At 38.2% G+C, this 19,550-nt stretch carries 17 protein-coding genes and 2 tRNA genes; 10 read left to right on the forward strand and 9 right to left on the reverse strand.

Annotation, left to right across the window (positions count from 1 at the left end):
• Nucleotides 1-6 precede the first annotated feature (6 nt).
• Nucleotides 7-1,182 (reverse strand): acetyl-CoA C-acyltransferase, encoded by a 1,176-nt coding sequence (locus DX873_RS15330; protein ID WP_116185378.1) that lies wholly within the window; start codon nt 1,180-1,182, stop codon nt 7-9.
• 113 nt (nt 1,183-1,295) lie between these two features.
• On the opposite strand from DX873_RS15330, the gene DX873_RS15335 reads away from it, so the two are divergent.
• The 9 genes from DX873_RS15335 (at nt 1,296) to DX873_RS15380 (ending at nt 10,479) form a co-directional block, all read left to right on the forward strand.
• Entirely contained in the window at nt 1,296-3,332 is a 2,037-nt protein-coding gene (locus DX873_RS15335; RefSeq protein WP_116185379.1) for an HD family phosphohydrolase, read from the forward strand.
• 112 nt (nt 3,333-3,444) lie between these two features.
• A tRNA-Ser gene (locus tag DX873_RS15340) sits at nt 3,445-3,528 on the forward strand.
• Nucleotides 3,529-3,550: 22 nt separating this feature from the next.
• Nucleotides 3,551-3,625: transfer RNA gene (locus tag DX873_RS15345), tRNA-Pro, on the forward strand.
• A 236-nt stretch (nt 3,626-3,861) separates the two neighbouring features.
• The gene (locus DX873_RS15350) at nt 3,862-5,094 is read left to right on the forward strand and encodes a site-specific integrase (RefSeq protein ID WP_116185380.1); all 1,233 of its coding nucleotides are present in this window, start codon (nt 3,862-3,864) and stop codon (nt 5,092-5,094) included.
• A gap of 579 nt (nt 5,095-5,673) precedes the next feature.
• On the forward strand, nt 5,674-6,780 hold the full coding sequence (locus tag DX873_RS15360) for a hypothetical protein (protein ID WP_116185382.1): 1,107 nt from the start codon (nt 5,674-5,676) through the stop codon (nt 6,778-6,780).
• A gap of 94 nt (nt 6,781-6,874) precedes the next feature.
• Nucleotides 6,875-7,654, forward strand: coding sequence for a hypothetical protein (locus tag DX873_RS15365; protein ID WP_116185383.1), 780 nt, complete (start codon nt 6,875-6,877; stop codon nt 7,652-7,654).
• A 3-nt stretch (nt 7,655-7,657) separates the two neighbouring features.
• Nucleotides 7,658-8,287, forward strand: coding sequence for an AbiU2 domain-containing protein (locus tag DX873_RS15370; RefSeq protein WP_116185384.1), 630 nt, complete (start codon nt 7,658-7,660; stop codon nt 8,285-8,287).
• A 4-nt stretch (nt 8,288-8,291) separates the two neighbouring features.
• On the forward strand, nt 8,292-9,215 hold the full coding sequence (locus DX873_RS15375; protein WP_116185385.1) for a hypothetical protein: 924 nt from the start codon (nt 8,292-8,294) through the stop codon (nt 9,213-9,215).
• A 121-nt stretch (nt 9,216-9,336) separates the two neighbouring features.
• The gene (locus tag DX873_RS15380) at nt 9,337-10,479 is read left to right on the forward strand and encodes a hypothetical protein (protein ID WP_147296675.1); all 1,143 of its coding nucleotides are present in this window, start codon (nt 9,337-9,339) and stop codon (nt 10,477-10,479) included.
• 118 nt (nt 10,480-10,597) lie between these two features.
• On the opposite strand, the gene DX873_RS15385 is transcribed toward DX873_RS15380, so the two are convergent.
• From DX873_RS15385 to DX873_RS15425, 8 genes are all read right to left on the reverse strand, one after another.
• Entirely contained in the window at nt 10,598-11,923 is a 1,326-nt protein-coding gene (locus DX873_RS15385; RefSeq protein WP_116185387.1) for a P-loop NTPase family protein, read from the reverse strand.
• Between the two features lie 553 nt (nt 11,924-12,476).
• The gene (locus DX873_RS15395; protein ID WP_116185389.1) at nt 12,477-13,463 is read right to left on the reverse strand and encodes a hypothetical protein; all 987 of its coding nucleotides are present in this window, start codon (nt 13,461-13,463) and stop codon (nt 12,477-12,479) included.
• A 323-nt stretch (nt 13,464-13,786) separates the two neighbouring features.
• The gene (locus DX873_RS15400; RefSeq protein WP_232520956.1) at nt 13,787-15,367 is read right to left on the reverse strand and encodes a type IV secretory system conjugative DNA transfer family protein; all 1,581 of its coding nucleotides are present in this window, start codon (nt 15,365-15,367) and stop codon (nt 13,787-13,789) included.
• A gap of 13 nt (nt 15,368-15,380) precedes the next feature.
• Nucleotides 15,381-16,460: a MobB family relaxase gene (gene mobB, locus DX873_RS15405; RefSeq protein WP_116185390.1), complete on the reverse strand. Its 1,080-nt coding sequence runs from the start codon at nt 16,458-16,460 to the stop codon at nt 15,381-15,383.
• Entirely contained in the window at nt 16,460-17,041 is a 582-nt protein-coding gene (locus tag DX873_RS15410) for a BfmA/BtgA family mobilization protein (RefSeq protein ID WP_116185391.1), read from the reverse strand. Before DX873_RS15410 ends, mobB begins: the two co-directional genes overlap by 1 nt.
• 370 nt (nt 17,042-17,411) lie before the next feature.
• Nucleotides 17,412-17,609 carry a hypothetical protein gene (locus DX873_RS15415; RefSeq protein WP_010519679.1) on the reverse strand — a complete coding sequence of 66 codons (198 nt, stop codon included), beginning with the start codon at nt 17,607-17,609 and terminating at the stop codon, nt 17,412-17,414.
• 10 nt (nt 17,610-17,619) lie between these two features.
• A complete protein-coding gene (locus tag DX873_RS15420) occupies nt 17,620-18,069 on the reverse strand; it encodes a JAB domain-containing protein (protein WP_010519678.1) in 450 nt (149 codons plus the stop codon).
• Nucleotides 18,070-18,157: 88 nt separating this feature from the next.
• Entirely contained in the window at nt 18,158-18,661 is a 504-nt protein-coding gene (locus DX873_RS15425) for a single-stranded DNA-binding protein (RefSeq protein WP_010519677.1), read from the reverse strand.
• A 458-nt stretch (nt 18,662-19,119) separates the two neighbouring features.
• Here DX873_RS15425 and DX873_RS15435 point away from each other — a divergent pair, with 458 nt between their 5' ends.
• Complete coding sequence (locus DX873_RS15435) at nt 19,120-19,542, forward strand: HYC_CC_PP family protein (RefSeq protein WP_010519676.1); 423 nt, start codon at nt 19,120-19,122, stop codon at nt 19,540-19,542.
• Nucleotides 19,543-19,550 lie beyond the last annotated feature (8 nt).

Below are 19,550 nucleotides of genomic sequence, written 5' to 3' on the forward strand. Positions count from 1 at the left end.
GTTTGACTAATTTCTTTCAAGAACAATGGCTGAAGCACCACCTCCACCATTACAAATTGCCGCAGCTCCCAATTTGGCATTGTTCTGCCCCAAAATATTGAGTAAAGTAATAGTGATTCTGGCTCCAGAGCATCCTAGGGGGTGTCCCAAAGAAACAGCTCCACCATTCACATTTACGTTATGGTCTTTCAATCCCAAAATTTTCATATTGGCCAATCCAACAACAGAAAAAGCTTCATTGAATTCAAAGAAATCCACATCATCAATGGAAACTCCCGCTCTATCCAAAGCTTTGGGCAAAGCTTTAGCTGGTGCTGTTGTGAACCATTCTGGTTCCTGGGCCGCATCGGCATAGCCCTTAATCGTAGCTAAGGGAGTAAGGTTGAGCTCTGCAGCTTTTTCGGCACTCATTAATATTACCGCAGCGGCTCCATCATTAATGGTGGATGCATTGGCAGCGGTAACGGTACCATCCTTGGTAAAAGCTGGTCGTAACGACGGAATTTTTTCCATCCTTACATTTTTATACTCTTCATCTTCAGAAATTATGATAGGCTCTCCCCTTCGTTGAGGTACTTCAACAGGAACAACTTCGTCCTTGAACTTACCTTCTTTCCAGGCTGCAGCAGACCTTTCATAAGACTGAATGGCAAAGGCATCTTGGTCTTCTCTACTGAAGCTATGTTTTACTGCACATGCATCTGCGCATACACCCATTGCGTTTTGATCATAAACATCTACCAAACCATCTCTTTGCATTCCGTCCACTAAAGTGGCGGGACCAAACTTGAGACCGTTTCTCATATACGCATAATGAGGAATAAGACTCATATTTTCCATACCTCCTGCAACAACAATTGAATTTTCTCCAAGAGCAATGGATTGGGCACCTTGCATAATGGTCTTCATTCCGGATGAACAAACTTTGTTTACCGTAGTACAGGGAACAGAATCCGGAATTCCGGCGTAGATGGCAGCCTGTCTGGCAGGAGCTTGTCCTGTGCCAGCTTGAACTACATTGCCCATAAGGACCTCATCTACCATTTCAGGTTTTAAGTTTATTTTTTCCAAAGCTCCCTTAATGGCTATGGAGCCCAGTTTTGGGGCAGGTATGCTTGATAATGCTCCCATAAAGCTTCCTATTGGAGTTCTAGCTGCGGAAACAATCACTACTTTGTTCATATATGCATTTTTTACTATTGCGAAAATACTAAAATTAAACGCAAGGAAGCTCAAAGAAATAGCTGGGAGACTTCTTATTTATATTTTCTATTTTTGACGGTAACTGCATACAAATGGGAAAAACTTTGGACAACGTATATAAGTATCAATCACTTGCCTACAAGTACTTCCTCTATTTTGTATCGGTAGCATTGATTGTGTTTTTTTTTCCGAAAGGTGGGAAGTTCAAGTACGAGTTTCAAAAGGGAAAACCTTGGCAATACGATAACTTGTACGCCCCTATTGATTTTTCCATTAAGAAAACCGATGGCGAAATTGCGGAGGAGCAGTTATCACTAAGGAACAATAAAACAGATTACTACGCTTTTGATGCCACCATCTTTTCTGATGTTACAAGTGGATTTGAAGAAGATTTTCGAACCGTTTTTCCCTCCGGACAATACTCCGAGGGTCAACAACGAAGATTATCTGATCTAGGTTCAGCCGTTCTGGATAGTATCTACGTTTTGGGTATTGTTCAAAACCTGCCCGTATCCAATTCCATAAATCTGGTTAAAAACAATGAGGCAATTTCAATTACCCCGGGCAATTTCGTAGACCTTGTTAAGGCCAAGGCCCGGGTGACGTCTATTTTATCGATGGGGAATCGGGATGTTAACCAGCGATTGGAAGCACTTATCCAAAGAAGCCTTAGGACAAATGTTTTCTATGATGAAGCTCTTACCGATAGGGCTCTGGAGGAAGAACTCTCAAGAATCTCCTATACTCGTGGCGAAGTTTCCGAAGGAACCTTGATCATTGCTAAAGGTGAAGTTGTAGAAGCGGAGAACTTTAAGATTCTAAATTCCTTGAAAGAAGAGTATGAGTCGGAACTCTGGAGAGGGACAAACTACTATTTCATAATTCTGGGATATACCATTTTGGTTGCCTTGGTATTGGTTATGCTGTTCCTATTCCTAAAAAGGTACCGCTACGAAATTTTCCAAAACAATAATAAAGTCACATTTATCTTCTTCAATATTTTGTTGATGGTGCTTGCGACCACATTGATGGTCAAAAACAATGAGGATTATGTTTACGTGGTGCCGCTTTGTATACTTCCTTTGGTCCTCAAGAATTTCTTTGATGCCAGGTTGGGGCTTTTTGTACATGTACTTACTGTGCTGATTCTTGGGTTTGTAGTGCCCAACAGTTTTGAGTATATCTTTTTGCAGACCATAGCAGGTATTGTTACCATTCTTACGGCCTCTGAACTTTATAAGAGGGCAAATCTTTTCATTTCGGTTGGTCAGATAACATTTATCTATATTGTTGGTTATTTCGCTTTTCACGCAATCCACGAAGGCAATCTGGAGAATATTGAGTGGATATTGTTTGGAATCTTCGTCTTGAATGGCCTGCTTACGTTGTTTGCCCAACCCCTGATTTATATCTATGAGAAAATATTTGGATTGATTTCGGATGTGTCGTTATTGGAACTTTCCGATACAAATTCCAAATTGCTAAAAGAACTGTCCGATAAAGCTCCGGGAACGTTTCATCATTCATTGCAAGTAGCAAATTTGGCGGAGGCTGCGGCCAATGAAATCAGGGCCAATGCAATGTTGGTAAGGGTAGGGGCACTATACCATGACATTGGAAAGATGGAAAAACCAACTTTCTTCACCGAAAACCAAATTACCAACGTTAATCCGCACGATGACCTTCCACCAAGAGAGAGTGCAAAAATTATCATTGACCACGTTATAAGAGGTATTGAAATAGCCCGAAAAAATAAAATCCCCGATCGAGTTATAGATTTTATTAGAACCCATCATGGAACAACTACGGTATATTATTTCTTCAAGAAACAGCAAGAAATGGATGCTGAGGTAGATGAAAAGGATTTTAAATACCCCGGACCAATTCCCTTTTCAAAAGAGACAGCTATTCTTATGATGGCAGATGCAGTGGAAGCCGCTTCCAAAAGTTTGAAGAACCCTACGTTTACAGTAATTGATCAATTTGTAGAGAAAATAGTAAAAGGCCAAATGCAGGCAAATCAATTTTTGAATGCTAACATCACCTTGAAGGAAATAGAAATGGTGAAAAAGGTTCTTAAACACAAGTTGACCAATATTTACCATCTGCGAGTTGAATATCCGGAGTAAAACTTTGGGTATGAGTTCTTTTTTAAAAAAATGGAAAAATAGTTGCGATCTTACAGATGAAAAAGTACATTTGCATCCGCATTTTTAAGATGCACGTTCATAATAGAATTTAGGAGAGGTGCCGGAGTGGTAACGGAGCAGATTGCTAATCTGTCGGCGGGTAACTGTCGCCTGGGTTCGAGTCCCAGTCTCTCCGCTTTTTCCAATAAAAACAAATTCGGGGTGTAGCGTAGCCCGGTTATCGCGCCTGCTTTGGGAGCAGGAGGTCGCAGGTTCGAATCCTGCCACCCCGACGAACCTCATTTTATTTGAGGTCATAGAATAGCTAACTTTATGATTATCAGGAATTTAATTTTTTTTGATATCATTTGGTTAGCTATTTTTTTATTAAAAAAGTGACCTATTCGGTTACCTAATCGGTTACCTCTTTTTTTTGTAACTTTTCAATGAGAGCAAGGCTTTCAGCGTGATTTGACTTTCGTTTATGGATTTTAATCGGTTACCTATTCGGTTACCTAAAACGAAAGATATGAGGACTTCAAAAACATTCACCATTTTGTTTTGGCAGAACATCGCCAAAAAGAAGCGGGGTATCGCCCCGATTTATGCTCGAATTACCGTCAACGGTAAAAGGGCGGAAATAAGTTTGGGAATACAATTCCCCATGGATTCTTGGAATCGGAAAATGAGTCGGGCCGAAGGCAGAACCGCAGAAGCACGTGACTTAAACCAAGATTTAGATACGATTTACACAGAACTTGTAGACTGTTACAAACAACTAAGAAAAGAAGGAAGGTTCGTTACGGCACAATCGGTCAAGGCAAGGTATTTAGGAACGGACCAGAACGATGAAACCTTATTCGGCTTGTACAAGTACCACTATGACAAAAACCAGTTCAAATTAGCTCAAGGTACTTTAAAGAACTATGGTGGCACCAAAAAATATTTAAAGTGCTTTTTAGCCAAGAAATTCAAAGCCGCAGACATACCTCTGACATACATACAATATAGCTTCGTAGTGGATTTTGAGCTGTTCTTAAGAAATCCCGAAAACCATTTGGATAAGGCTAAACCCCTAAAAAATAATGGTATTATGAAACATATAGAACGGCTCAATAAACTCATGGGATTTGCTGAAAAATTAGGTTGGATTATGAAACACCCTTTTGAAAAATACCAACTGAGCTATACCAAGTACAAAAGTGGTTTTTTGACCAAGAAGCAATTGGAGACTTTTGAAACCATAGAATTGAATGAGCCGAAGCTTATTCGTGTGCGAGATGTATTTGTATTTTGCTGCTATACAGGTCTGTCCTACATTGATGTAAAGCTGCTTACCGATGAAAATATAGTTATGGGAATTGATGGCAATCTTTGGTTATTCCTATATCGAGAAAAAAGTGCCCAACCCGTAAAAATTCCAATTTTGGACAAAGCAAAAACTATATTGAACAAATATGAAAACTTTGAAAATTCAGAACGTTTATTGCCTGTTTGTTCAAATCAAAAAATGAATGCCTATTTAAAGGAGATCGCTGCTCTTTGCGGAATTAATTTTAAGGTTACCTGTCATGTAGCGCGGCACACATTTGCCACAACAGTTACTCTTTCGAACGGAGTACCCATTGCCACGGTATCAAAATTGTTGGGGCATGCCAAGCTTTCTACAACTCAGATTTACGCCAATGTTGTAGAAAAGAAGTTGCTTGACGACATGGGCAAGCTGCAGGATGCATTAAACAGCGATAGAGAAACTGCATAGTAAACACAAATCCGTTGAAGATTATTTAAAAGGCACATGAAGAACCTGTTAAAGTAAGAATGAGTAAAATTGATATGGTTACTTCAAAGTAATTTGATTTTGAAAGTCAAATCATAAAAAAACCGCTTAAGAATTTTTCAAGTCTTTGGCGGTTTTGATAGTCTTAAATCAACATATGTCAATTATTGGTCTAAATCTATCTAATTTGAGTTCCGGGTTTAGTAAGCCATCAATGTGTATATAAACCAGACTTATATTCCTTTTCCTATATTAACTTTATGGATTTTGAAATCAGATTGAAAGAAGATACATCGCAATCGGAAACATTCATATTACTATTCATTTTTATTTCCTTTCAGAGCTTAGATTGCCCAAAATGCACATCGTACCGATCAAATGTTTTCCGTGGAAAATCTATATGGATGCGAGTTTGTTGAATTCTTTAATTATGAGTTCCCAACCTTTATTGGAATCAAAGGGTGGGGAAGTTATCTTTATCCTTAGTCTGTTTATTGATGACTACAAGTGCCAAGACCATCAAATAACAAAGTGCCAAGACTATCAAATAACAACAAACTAATGATTTATTCACAAGAAGAGATTTACAAATTTACCGGACAATTTGATAAGGTAGTGTCAGTATCTTTTAGGTTCGGTTCAGAGGCAGCCAAGAAGTATGGAAGTTATATTACCGGGACTTTTTATTATACCCCGGATGAACGGGAAAAATTGGAAGAAGCAGTAGCCGTCGATGACTTCGAAAAAACGGATGGGCTAATTAAGTTCAAAGCCGGAAAAGGGATAAACCAATTGTCCGAGGAGCAAATTGGAGATTTGCGATTTGAGGGTATTTTGGCCTCTGATATCATTGAAATCTTATCTTTTGCAAAACCGGTAGAAAATGAGTTTTCAAAATCAGATATCAGGAACCTGCCGGATCCCATAGTGATCAAATCGAATTTTTCAGATGTTGATGAGGAAGAATTAACCCTATGGACGAATAACCAAAGACTCAAAAGTGGCTTCAAATTGATACCAGAGGAAATTAACCGTCATAATGGAATCATTCTTCGGAAGTACGAAGATAAAATGCCAGAAGAGCACCTAAAGAACTTCAAGGACCCGGAAACAGGCGAAATAAAAAAAGGGATTAAGTATCATTATTTGAACAGTAAATACTACAAAGACCTACTGTCGAACGAAGAGAAAGCGGAATTCGAAAAGGTAATAAATGAGGATGTCGATGAAAAAATCAAAATTCTAGGGAAAGAGTTACAAAAAAGTCAAGATAAATGGAAAGAAGTAGGGATAAATTACAAAGATGCTTTGGCTTGGTTAATCCATTTTTCTTCAAGTTTTAGACCGGAACGACTTACTCATGGTAAGATACCGGTTTGGTGGGATTATGAAAGCTTATTGCACATTTATATGCGACACGTCAGTGAAACGCAAATCGGCGAAAGGTTTGAGTCCAAGACGGTCTTCCAATATAAGTTTAAGGACATAAAGAGAGTGATTGAAATGGTCCTTAGAAGGGCAGAAGATGAAATCATTCAACATTTTACTGAACATCCGGATAGGGACTTCAGACGGGTGGGAGCACAGAGTGTATATTTCAATGGTGATTATTATACCTTCCATATTAGTCCCGGAGGTAGACTAAGAACCTTTTACAAGAATAACTGATTCGCCTACCTTTAAAGGGATATTATGGATGTTGCCGAGGAGTATTCATTCAAAAGGCCCTTGATAGTTAAGTTGATTTAAACCTAAAAATACTATGGCTAAAAAAGAAGGGAAGGAAGTGCTTATATCTGTCGCAAAATCTTCCTTGGGGGCAATTCCTTACGCAGGGACAGCACTAAATGAAATGTTTTTCGATCATCGCGAACGAGTGAAACAGAACCGATTTAATCGCTTTGTGGAAATCCTTGGTGAAGGGTTCACCGATGGGACAGAGTTCAATTTGGAGAATGTGACTTCTGAAGATTTTGGGGATCTTTTTGAATCCGTTTTAAGACGTGTAGTAAAAACAAAATCGGACCTAAAGCTCCAGAGGTTCAGGGAGATTCTTTTGAAGCAAATAAGGGAACCGAGCAACCAAATGGAATTGAGTGAACTGTACCTGGATTTGGTCGCCGCACTTTCGGAAGAGGAAATATCGATATTGTTCCATCATCAATGCTTTGACCTTTCCTATGAGGAAAGAATAACAGAAATGAACCGGCTCAAAGATCAAAGAAATGAAATTGCCCAAAAGAAAAAGAGGGAGACCATTATTTACGAAAGGTCCAAGTATGCGGATGAGGATGAATTGGTCAACGGTAAGATCAGTGAAATCGAAAAATGGCTAGATACCTTGCAAAAGTTTAGACGGGCAGACTTTTATAATCTACCGGAGAGTAAATTCATGTTGTTTAAACAGCGGTTACAAGCCCAGGGCCTACTAGTGGACAATAGGATGAACCGGATAGGGGGTGGCAATTTTCAGAACATGGGCATCACTGAGTTTGGATTGGAATTTTTGGACTTTATTCAAGAAAAGAACGAATTAGTATGAAAAATGCCAAGTAAAAACGAACTGAAGGAAAGTATCCTACCGATTTGGAAGGTAGTTACCCTAGCCAAAAAATGCTTCAGGTATGCCTTTTATCTGCATAAGCCAGATACGGAGATTGAATTGGAATTTCTTGAACGCTCCCGGGAGTTCACATTTATTCGCCACATATTATGGAGGAACACAGTTATTGAACTATCCAAACTGTTCAGCAGTTCGCCCAAAAGGGACAAATACAATATCTTTCATTTTATCAATAAGCTCAAAAAAGATCAGTATTTCGGCACCTTTGAAATTGACCCGTCGAAAATCAAAACATGGGAAGAACAACTTGAAATGAATAGCTCCACCATTAATATTATTTTAGAGCTAAGGGATAAGGTATACGCCCATACAGATAATGAAAAAGCAAAGTCAAATTTGGATACCCCAACCTTTGAACAGACTGAAAAGCTTTTGAATATTGTAGAGGGTGTAATTCAAGAAATTTATGCAACTGTTTTTGATGGCTATGCGGAAATGGAAAGCCCAACAGTTAAAGAGACTCCAGAAAAAATCATTAAGATTTTGGCCAAAGAAAAAAAGAATCGGATAGATGCCATTCATAAAGGCCTAAAATCAAAAACTACCAAGTAGAATCATGCTGTTAAAAATTGAAGCGGAAGTATCGGGTGCTATTATTATTGAGAGTGGTATCAATACATTCCAAAATCCCTTTACGATTGAGGTTCGGTGTGATTCTGAGAATGGAAAACACTATATAGGATTGACAAAGAGGGTAAAAGATTATCATATGTTTCTTCCTAAACTTGAGGTGAGTGGTAAAAAGGTGAAATCCGCGGTTTTTTTTGAGGAGAATTTTCTTGAAGAATCAGTTCAAATTTTGAGGCACCTTGAGGCCTTCGGCTCAATGGATTTAAGTATTGAAAGAATCCAATGGGAGAGTTGTTCCATAGAGTGGATTCCTGAAAGTGAAAAGGAGGCAGGCGAATTGCATATTCGTGAGTACAAGCAGGAATTCAGTTACAGTTCAAAACAAACAATATTGACCGAGGAATGGATTCGAGATACATTGATATTTCGCAAACAACTTCAACATTTAGTGGTGCCATTTACCTTTTTTAGAATTGGTGTTAATCTCTTTCATAAATTTCAATATCAAGAATCCTTCCTTAACTTTTATATGATGTTGGAAGGTTGCTATGGCAGTGGCCAATTCAAAAATGAAAGGATGAAAAGGGAGTTTTCCAAGTCTAATGGCTTGACTCAGGCTATAAATAAAGTAATTAAAAAGCTCTCGAATACTAAGGATAAACACTATGAGTGGCTTTTGGAAGTCTGCAAGAAATACCATAAGGAAGCCGATATATCAGGGGTCATTCATATCATGGTTGAAATCAGGGGAAATCTGTCACATTTTTCATTGGAGGGTCCTCAAAAATTCAGAAACCCCTTCAATCAAAGGGATTTTGAATCATTGGCTTATATCTCTATGTCTATCTGCGCTTTTGCCGCCATTGATATGAGGCTACAACCATTTCGCATGAATAACTCTAGTAGTTAGATTTCGGCCTTGGTTAACGGAGTATTTTTGTAGTAAAATCAATTATCATTTAGTTATGTCCCAAGACCCAAATGTTTTGTTAGATCGGCAAACCTTAACGATTAAAGCCGTGTTTAACGAAATGGAGGTTTCATTATCTGGTCAACGATTGTTCACAATGAAAGGAATTTCATTGATTCCTATCCATGTAAAAATTGAACCTTTAGAAATCAAGAACAATCTGGTAAAAAAGACCAAAGAGAATCAAGAAGATATTCAGAACAAACTGTATGAGGGAAACTATTTCGTCAATATTCTGGACTATACGCTGGGAGAGATTACGTTCGCTGCGAATTCTATTTGTGAAAAATGGAGTGAACACATCTTAAACTACATTCAACATGACGATTCCAATAAGAAAGAGGCGCAGATTACATTGACAGATGACGCTATCAAGAAGCATATTCAAAAGGCCAACCCTGAAATATTCCCTTCGATTGATGAAATAGATCGATTTTGCTCAAAATATAACGTTACGGTAGAAAAATTTGTCATTCCAGCAAAATTCAATCAATTGGAAATAGAGCTTGAGGGCATTTCGGCAAGGCTATCTTCCGAAATCTTTTTTTTCCGAAGAAAACTTTTTGCTGAACTCTTCATGCAAAAAATGGACAGTAAAATATATCATTGCGAACAAAATGAAAAAGCAATCTTGAACCCTGCCAGCAAGAAGATTTTCAAGAGATGGAAGGATACGCAGTTAGAGGAAATCCACAAGGTTCAGAGATACATAAAATCACCTTTTGTTTTTGATGATTTAGAACAATTCTCAAATTTCAAGTCAATTAATGAGTTTTCACCCAAAAGGGAACTACAACAAGATTTGATTTCTGAAACTTTTTACTGGATAGACGGTTTTCCAAAGGTTAAGAATCGTTTTGAAAGGGCGGTTACCCTTTACAATGATAAGTCGGACCATATCGACTGTGTAAATAACTTGCGCCTTACCTTGGAGTTGTTGGTCAAAGAAATCTTACAGAACAAAAAAAGCTTGGAAAACCAATTAAACGAAATAGGTAAATATCAGAAGGAAATGGGAATCAGTGCTGAAATAAGAAACACCTTTGTTTCTATGCTTGATTATTTTAATAAATATCAAAACAACAAGGTAAAACACGATGTTGAAATCAATAATGAGCATGAAGTAGAGTTTCTGTTTGGAATGACAATGGTTTTCATCAGGATGCTCACAAAGCCCAACAAGGATTTTCAAGGAAGTCGCTAGCTCGAAACTTATTAGTGATAGTTAAAAAATTGTATTTCGCTTTTCTACAGTCAATATTTTATAAGTGTAAAGATGGTTGAGAGCTTTATAGTTATCAAATAAAGGATGAATCTTTAAACTAATTTGATTCGAAATCTTTAATGAAAGCTTGTCTAGCAATTTCCAATTCTTTGCTTAACGTTTCGCGAAACTCTGTTAGTAATTTTGACTTACTAAATTCTGTTTTAACTGAGGTTTTCAATGCGCATTGACAGTATGCCTTTATGAAAGGATTTGAAAAATAATATGAATTGTAGTCTTTATTAAATCTAAGAATTTCCGCACGGTCAGAAGTTGTCAACTCGTCTAGGTACTTCTTTAGGTTATTTCCTTTATATGATTTATCATTTATTTTCAGGTTTTCTTTAACATCAAAAACTGTAACATTCTCTTTGCTGGATAACAAAACTGCATTTAAAATATCTGCAGGATTCTCGGATTTTCTTTTATGAATAATCTTAGTAGCTGTTTCAAAAACAGATTTAAAAGTATCCGAGTTCTCTTCTAAATATTCATCTAAAGCAATATCAAATGACTTAACATCAATTTTCTTTGGAAGTGTGCTTCTAATGGTTTTATCAACTGAATTTGCTTCACATATTAATAAAGCTAATTGATGCGTAACCGCTGGCAAACCACTAGAGTAGGCTATGATTTTATCAGCAACAGAATCAGGGATTTTTATATTCAATAATGATTCGCCAACATTCAGAATTTCTCTTAGATTTCCTTTTTCCATTAATGGAACCTCAATCTCAGAGACCCTATTTTTCATTTCAGAATCATATTGAATGACCTCTCTTGCAGTGTTAACGGCTCCAATGGCAATAATTTTCAGTTTGGGATATTCGGTGGAACTATCCATGAAAACTTTCATTATTTGTGCCAGAAGAATTTTGTCTTCTGAGCGTACTTTGTGATAATCCTCTAAAACCCAGCACTTAGAAGATTCACCTATAAACTTTGCAAGGTTCTGGGGAGTTATCGGGAGCTCAACTGCTCTTTTTGCAATCGCTTTATCGTTTTCATTTAATTCAGAGGATAGTGAAGCTTTTATTCCAAAATATGAGGCGCCAATTGAGCCTCCGATTTTTCCTCCCTTACTTACATCTTTTTGAGCAACATAATATATTTCTAATTGTGCAAATGCATCTTTCACAATATCTGCTAAAGTCATACCCGACATACATCTTGTTGTGATGCAATCAAACTTTTCTTCTTTAAGCTTTTTTGTAAGTACAGTTGTTTTACCAGCACCAGAGTATCCATAAATTATAATCTGCTTGCCAGGCGTATTTAAAGCTCTTTTCAGTCTTGTGTTGACAGAGTACCTTTCAACAAATGTGTAATTAGCAGGCTGACTTGGAGTAAAGACTTCATTAAGAGTAAAATATTTTTTTTTCATATTGATTTTCTAACAAATTTTCAAGATTAGTGGTCGATTTGGGTCATTCGTTAGACTTGGAACCTTGCATCTTAAAAATCAGATTCAGTACGTAAAAGGATCGAAGAAATACCAGTAAGGTGAATATGAAACAAACTACGTTCAAATAAAGGCCTATTGCCGCATAAACATTCTTTAAAACTACGCTAATACCTAAAGTGACGAATGAAACTATTAGTAAGTAAATAACACCGTTTCTTAAAACGGATATTGCTTTAGAATATAAATCAGAAGCTAAAAAAATGCTAAAGTTATTTCTTAGGGTTTCCTTTAATCCATTCTCTTCTTTGGTAATTAGACTTGACTTTAGTGTCAAAAGAATTGTAAGAACCGTTAGGATAAATCCTGAGATAGTAATTCCTATTGAAGGTATCACCTGAGAAGTTTTATCAAATGAGAAAGCATAGTAACCTTTGTATTCAATGAAAAATATTAGGCTTACGGCGGCTATATTAATTAAGAAATCAAAAAGTAACGGTCGTCGATAATAAATATCTAGAATCTTTATTAACATCTAATTCCTTTTTTCAGCCTTATAGGCGAGATATTTCTTTTTAATGTCCTCAAATAGGAAACGAGTATCAAGGAGACCTTTCTTACCATCTTTTAGGGGACAGTTTGAATCAAGAGACACCTTGCCCCTAATCAAACTAAAATCGTTACTTTCCCCATTAGAATCTTCGTATTCTAGAAAGAAATCATCAATATCTTCAACTACCTTTGTGTTATTAAGTACAGCATTCAAAATCTTTTTAGAAGTACTTACCATTTTATAATTAGTTTCGGACACTAATTTCTTACCACCCTGGTCTCTAAAAGATAAATCAACACGAATAGTTTTAGGGTCAACCGTGTTTACTAATGATTGCATATTGGTAATAAATGCATCATTAATATCTCTATATAGAGACGGAAGGTTTTCCGGTCTTGCCTTGAATTTAAATCTAAAGACATTTTGCATGGAATCGATGACCTGTTCCACAGATTTTTCCATATGTATTTTTGCTTTACATGCTTTGGAAATTATCAAATGTTTTCTAGAAGATATTGTTCTAAAGTAGTACTCAATATCTGAAATCTTAGGGCCTAGATTGTTGTATTCGCAAATGACAGTTGGTTCGTTAAGCTTATCCATGTCTATGTAGAAATTAGTTGTCTCGACAAGTTCTTTGTTTTTTAGATCAATTGTTGAGGAGATAGTGAGCTTTTCTTTATCGAGAAAAGAAGGGGCTTTATCTCTTAATAAATTAATTCTGCATTTAAACATTTTGTCTGTATGTGAATAGCTCGCGGAGGAAACAAAAAGTTTTCGTGACTCTGCTTTATCCCTTGTCTCGTGTCTATCTATGATAAGAAACCTACGGTTTTGGGTCCGTTCATCATTTATTTTTCTAATACAGGATTTAAGTATGTTGAAGCTTCCAAGGGTGCCCGATTGTTCTTTGTAAGGCTGAAACTCTAAGTCGAATATGTGAAATTTAACATCTAAGTTTTCTGCCATAAAATTATTTGTACGTGTTTTTTTTATAGGATCTCAATTTCCCATTAACAACCCATTTCTACAGCCTATTGTTCAATCAGGCTGAGATAAGTGAATTATTCAGAATTTTTAGGATTCATTAATTCGCCAGAGTTGAAAAACCCTTGGAAGTGATGCTAATATATATAATTGTTCATTCAACATTAAGTATATTTTTACCTCACATAGGATCATAAACAAGTTGTTTGGGGAAGTAGGTGAAGATAAAATTTTTGTAATAAACTGAATTGTATAAAAACCCTAATTTTTCTATGGTTTTTACACAATGAGCAATCAAATATTTACTATCTAAAAATGCTTTGGGCCTCTCGATGAACCCTCTCAAAATTCGCTTTCAATTCATCTTCATCAATTGACATTGGTTGGGGCAATTCCCTTTTGATTTGCGGCGTTTTAAACCGCACTTTTTTGTCCTTCCCATCAAAGAACACCACGAATTCCCCTTGTTCTAAACCATAGAAGGCGTCGGCCCGTCGTTTGGCCACTTCCTTTTCCCCTTGGGTCACTCGGGTATCAAAACTCAGGGAATTTCCCTTACTAACACTTCGTGTTTCCTTCTTTACGATTTCAAAGAAACGCTCATAATACTTTGCAGTATCAGGGTCATTGGCCTTCCCAAAGAATTGATAGGATAGGTTGCTCAAGATGGCCTTGCTGGCCTTATCACCGTACATCATATCGTTCTGAACCTTATCCTGTAGAACATAGATGGTAGCAATGTCATAGCTTCTTAGAGTTGCCGGAATACGATGCATGTTCAACAACCTCAAAGTGGCGGCTTCCTCCATCAAAAGAAAGGAGGACAAGCGATTTCGTTCGCTCATTTGTTTGGTGATGGAGTGGATGATAGTGGCAATGACAGGAGAGAGGGAGGTTTCCTTTTTCGGGTCATTGACCACAGAAATGACGGAGGGAGTTTCAGGGTCGTTGACATTCAAGGGCACTTCGTCCGCCGACAAGACCATAAAGATTTTTTGTGTGCTTATCTTTTTAAAGGCATTGGCCAAGGTGCTCTTGACCCCAGCGGTCTGCCTATCGGATTCCACACCACTTATAAAGGCATCGGCCATGGCCTTTGAGGTGGTATTGTCACTAAGAAACGCTACCAATTCCTCAGTGGTCAGGTGTTGATACAGCGCGATCATATGGGGAATGGTACAGTAATCGGAATAGTCTTCTTTCAACCGCCACATCAATCCACCTATGAGCCCTTCCACGGCATCATTAAAGAATTTTGAGGTTCCGGTGCTGCCACTTTCTTTTAGTTCGAGGAGGTTTTCCAAAAGGACGCGGGAGATTTCATGGACGCTTTCCTCATCAGGAATGTATCTCGGAGCGATGGGATTTACACGGTTATAGATTGGCCCAAAGGAAATAATATAGAAGTCCTTATTGGTCGCTTTAAAGATGGGATACGCCATCTCGGTAATCTCAAAATTCTTGTAGTCGTGCATTACCCCACAGAACCCATGAGCCCCCAAATGTTGGAAAAGACCATGGACGACGCTTTCCGTTTTTCCGCTCCCAGCCGAGCCAATAATGGAGATGCCACGACGGATATTCCCTAGGGTCAAGCGGTAGCCTTTTGTGTCCAATATCGCTCTGTATTTCGCCTCCACATTTGATGTCTTTTCCTCTTTGGCCACAAAGACAAAGAAGAGAATGGCCACGAATAGGAGGGGGAGTCCTGCATACAAAACCGACTTTAAAAACATTGTGGTGGGGAAATAATAATAAAAGATTCCGGCCAATACAAGCAAGAGCAAAAGGGTCACATAAAAGCCCTTTTTCAGAAAACGGATCAACATATACTCCAAAGCAAATCCTACAAGAAGCACTACGATTAATAGCAAAACATTTTCCATATCATTCATTTTTTTAGATGCCTATTGAACCCGATTCTAGGGCCCTTTTCATTCCTTTTTTCATTTGCCTAAAGGCTTTGATAGCGAGCTGTACCTGGTTGGTAGGGATGCTGGGCACATGCAATCCCGCCTCTCGAAAAAGTTTCAAGGCCACTCCCTTTTGATTGGTGGGAATTCCCATTTTGTACAATGATTTTAAGGCCAGTTCCCGTTCATTGGTGGGCAGTCCAACAAGCAGGGCAAAGAATTTTATAGGGTCTTTGCGATATAGTTTTTTGGTGGCGTAGCGGTCGATAAAGTTTCGTTCATAGCTAAACAGTTTGTCAAAGCGCTGTTCTGCCGCATCAAAGAATTGGTTTCGATCAAAGCCCTGTTTCTGCTCTTTCCCATTGAGAATGGTCACATTTTTTCGGTGCTGGGAATTGGGGGAAAGGCTATAGGTATTGGTGACATCCTTACGGCTTACAATGATGTGAACATGGGTCTGAAAACCCTCTTTTTTCGTGCCTTCGGTTATCATTTTTCCATTAATCTTATGGGGAGCTTCGGCCATCAATCGGTCAATTTCCCGTTGTATTTTTTTAAGATTGCCTTCCAGTTCTCCCTGTCGCACCTTGGCCATATCGTGTTGGAGTTTGGCGATTCTTTTTCGATACGGTTCATTAGCCTTTACTTCCTTTTCAAAGCCGCGAAAGGTTCGTTCATGTTCGATTTTGGCATAGTATTTAATGTCATCAACAGTAATCTGTCTATCACGATAAAAGGAAGCGGCATAGTCCTTCATGAGTTCACGGACATAGGCACGCAGTAGGGCAGGATCGTTATTGATATGTTTGAGTTCCTTGGCACTCGGACTGACGACTATGGAGTAGAATTTTGGGTCGCGTTTTTTTAATTTTTTGAGGTTCCCATCGATTTCCGAGATGACGGTTTCGGGGCTGACTTGGTTATTGTTCTGATCAAAGAAATGCTCTTGCAGTTCAGGGTGTTTCCCTTCGTTTTCTTTTTCCAGATAGTTCACATAGTCGGTCACACTACTGTTGTAGGTCTCGTGTTGTGGGCCAATCTTTTGTGGGGTGATATTGATGTGCATCACGAATGGTTTTTTAGGGTTCTTTTGAATTTTTCAAGCTCTGATGGTGTAAGCTCCAGTTTAAAATAGGCCTTCCCAAAACTTCCTTTGACAAGCTCTACCTTGTCCAGCACATGAGCATAATCCTGTTTGATTTTTTCCAATTTTTCCGAAAGCCGTTCATAGCGGATTTTGGGAACTGTCACTTCGATTTCGGGTATGGGTTTGGATTTATTTTCGAGCTGTTTTCGTTCTTTTCGGAGTGGTTTTTTGGTCTTGGCATCTTCCCCAAAGAGGGCCAACAGCATGGCATTGTTGGGCTTGGTCTGGTTGATTTCAATGTCGCGGATGATGGCGATGGTGGCCTCATTACGTTTGATGGAGGTCTCCGTTCGCTGTCGGTTTTTCAGGATTTCTTGGATAATACTTTTGCCGAATTTCTTGGACGGGTCAAGGCCGTGCCACTCAAAAAAGTCCATGATGGACTCCAAGCATTCAGAATGGGATTGGGCCATCTTTTTGGAGAAGGAACGAAACCGCACGGCAATCGTATGTTTGATGCTGATGGCTGAATACCGATATGTGCTATGCTTCTTTTCCATGGTTTACAGTAACTTTTTTCAGTGTTTACGAGGGTTTTGATGGTGTTTACAGTAAATTTCATTTTTTATCCTTTCTCGTAAACCTTCGAAAACCCCCTTGTTTTCAATGCTTTTCGGAGCAAATCAAATTCGTAGCGTCGCTTTAGCGCGCTACCCTCTTGCTATTCCTTTTCGCCCGCGAACGGTCGAAAATCCATACAAATACCAAGGTATTCGCAGGGGCTTGTTTTTAAGGTAAAACAGGAGATTTTAAGAAAGTGGAAAGCGGACTTTTGAAGTATTGTTAGTGGATATTTCTTTTCGCTGTATATCCATCAAAAGAAAAAGGACAGTTTATAAACTGCCCTTTCCAATAGTAAAACTATACTGTTTAAATAATGAATACATAATCGTAGGTATATAGATTACGTTGTGCCTCCTGTTCCAAAAGTGACTGGTAATCAACATTGTTTCTTTTGGCGTATCGTTGTAGGTCTAGACCAAATTTTTGTTCGATATCTTTTTTAGAAACGGTCATTAAATGTTGCTGCGTTTCTTCGTCCAAATTTGTAAAATTCAAATAGATCATTACTCAAATTTTAGATTAGGCCTTCATCGGCAAAACTGAAATAGTCGGCATTGGGGGCAATGATGATATGATCCAATACTTTGATGTCCAAAAGGGTTGCGGCATCCTTTATCTTTTTAGTGATTTGCTTATCGGATGCACTTGGTATTAGCGTTCCGCTTGGGTGATTATGGGTCAATATCATTCCCACGGAAAGGCATTTTAAGGCCACGGCCAGTAATACCCTTATATCTACCAATGTACCCGTGATACTCCCTTTGGAGACCTCAAATATTCCTTTGGCTTTATTACTATTATTAAGTAACACCACTTTAAAGGTTTCATGTAGGGCTATGGTGTTTTTGTCCCATTGTTTGTATATGAATTCCGCTGCACTTTGAGAGCTGTTCAGCTTCACCCATTTATCGGATAAGATGCGGTCTTTGTAGCTTATTTTTATTTCATTAATTTGCGTTCTCATTGTATTATCTTAATAGGATTTATAATGAAAAAGAGGGCAAACCTGTGGTTAGTGTGTGCCCTCTTTACTTTTGAAGAAGTACCTAGCGTTAGGCAACTTTCTGGTTACTTTTTGGAGTTCTTTTTCTTGTGCTTCCCTGTGGTTTTTTTCCTTGTTGGGCTTCTGTAGTTTTCCCATTGGCTGAAGTGTTGTCCATAGAAGGGTTTGCATTTACTTCATCTGCGGTAACCTCCATTTCCTTTAGAGGGGTAGGTTCATTTTTAGACCCCAATAGCAAGATTTCTGTGGCCACAATTTCGGTCACATAGCATTTAACACCCATTTCATTGGTATAGCTTCGGGAGATTAATTTACCCTCTATGGCCACTTCTTTCCCTTTATGGGTGTACTGCTCTATGATGTCCGCTTTATTATCCCAGGCGACTACATAGTGCCATTGTGTGGATTGTACTTTTTCCCCTTGTGCATTTCGGTAATACTCATTGGTTGCCATGGAAAAACGGGCCACTTTGTTACCGCTTTCAAGGTTGGTGATTTTTGGCTCATTGCCAATGTTTCCGATCAACTGAACTTTGTTTCTTAATGTACTCATAACTTAAAAATTTAAAATGTTACTATTGATTTTGCCTTCTTCATAAGGCCTTTAAAACTGATTTACTTATTATATCCAGAGCGTTTTCCCTTTTTTGATTTTTTAACTGCTGTATCGCTTCCGTTTTATTGTTTTGGTATGATTTCATTGGATTTATTTTAAATGATTTACTTCCCATAGTGCCGTCGCTGTTACCTTTTTTGATGCTATTCTCGATACAATAGCAAGGCCTTGGAGGGCGTATAAAAAGTGAAGGAAACGAAACGGCTTTATGCCGCAATGCAAGGTTTTGCTATTGTTTTTTTGCCTATCCAAAAAGGGAATGGTGACGGTTAAAGGGAAGTCGATTTAAATGCATTGGAGAAGAGTACTCCTGCAATGGAAGCAGTTACGGCTCAATTAAATAAATGTTATAGTTTATCGTTATATATTAAAATTGAATACTTTTGTGTTGTTCAATGAAGGACTTGTTTCATAAAATATCGGCCCTTGCCTTATCGGCAATTGTGTTGCTGTCCACGATGTCTTTTACCGTGGATATGCACTATTGTGGTGACCACTTAGTTGATTTCAGTTTTTCCGATAGTGCAGCTAGCTGTATGATGAAGGCTGAGATGTCCAAATCATCAGCGGGGTGTGCTGTTATGGACATGAAGATGGATTGTTGTACCGATGTTCAAATTGTTTTGGAGGGTCAGGACGATTTAAAGGTATCCTTTGACCAACTCACCTTCGACCAGCAACTTTTCGTTGCCTCTTTCATCTACACCTATATCAACCTTTTTGAAGGATATGATGATACAATAATCCCCTTTAAAGAGTATTCCCCTCCCCCCCTGATACGGGATGTGCAGCTATTGCACCAGACCTTTTTAATTTGATTTTTAGA

The organism is Flagellimonas nanhaiensis (assembly GCF_003382275.1).
In the GTDB taxonomy this organism is placed as follows: Bacteria; Bacteroidota; Bacteroidia; order Flavobacteriales; family Flavobacteriaceae; genus Flagellimonas; species Flagellimonas nanhaiensis.

Bases quoted from the DNA above. Each gene is read 5' to 3' on its own strand.
- DX873_RS15330 (WP_116185378.1), bottom strand. From the start codon at position 1,182: ATGAACAAAGTAGTGATTGTTTCCGCAGCTAGAACTCCAATAGGAAGC.
- DX873_RS15335 (WP_116185379.1), top strand. From the start codon at position 1,296: ATGGGAAAAACTTTGGACAACGTATATAAGTATCAATCACTTGCCTAC.
- DX873_RS15350 (WP_116185380.1), top strand. From the start codon at position 3,862: ATGAGGACTTCAAAAACATTCACCATTTTGTTTTGGCAGAACATCGCC.
- DX873_RS15360 (WP_116185382.1), top strand. From the start codon at position 5,674: ATGATTTATTCACAAGAAGAGATTTACAAATTTACCGGACAATTTGAT.
- DX873_RS15365 (WP_116185383.1), top strand. From the start codon at position 6,875: ATGGCTAAAAAAGAAGGGAAGGAAGTGCTTATATCTGTCGCAAAATCT.
- DX873_RS15370 (WP_116185384.1), top strand. From the start codon at position 7,658: ATGCCAAGTAAAAACGAACTGAAGGAAAGTATCCTACCGATTTGGAAG.
- DX873_RS15375 (WP_116185385.1), top strand. From the start codon at position 8,292: ATGCTGTTAAAAATTGAAGCGGAAGTATCGGGTGCTATTATTATTGAG.
- DX873_RS15380 (WP_147296675.1), top strand. From the start codon at position 9,337: ATGGAGGTTTCATTATCTGGTCAACGATTGTTCACAATGAAAGGAATT.
- DX873_RS15385 (WP_116185387.1), bottom strand. From the start codon at position 11,923: ATGAAAAAAAAATATTTTACTCTTAATGAAGTCTTTACTCCAAGTCAG.
- DX873_RS15395 (WP_116185389.1), bottom strand. From the start codon at position 13,463: ATGGCAGAAAACTTAGATGTTAAATTTCACATATTCGACTTAGAGTTT.
- DX873_RS15400 (WP_232520956.1), bottom strand. From the start codon at position 15,367: ATGGAAAATGTTTTGCTATTAATCGTAGTGCTTCTTGTAGGATTTGCT.
- mobB (WP_116185390.1), bottom strand. From the start codon at position 16,460: ATGCACATCAATATCACCCCACAAAAGATTGGCCCACAACACGAGACC.
- DX873_RS15410 (WP_116185391.1), bottom strand. From the start codon at position 17,041: ATGGAAAAGAAGCATAGCACATATCGGTATTCAGCCATCAGCATCAAA.
- DX873_RS15415 (WP_010519679.1), bottom strand. From the start codon at position 17,609: ATGATCTATTTGAATTTTACAAATTTGGACGAAGAAACGCAGCAACAT.
- DX873_RS15420 (WP_010519678.1), bottom strand. From the start codon at position 18,069: ATGAGAACGCAAATTAATGAAATAAAAATAAGCTACAAAGACCGCATC.
- DX873_RS15425 (WP_010519677.1), bottom strand. From the start codon at position 18,661: ATGAGTACATTAAGAAACAAAGTTCAGTTGATCGGAAACATTGGCAAT.
- DX873_RS15435 (WP_010519676.1), top strand. From the start codon at position 19,120: ATGAAGGACTTGTTTCATAAAATATCGGCCCTTGCCTTATCGGCAATT.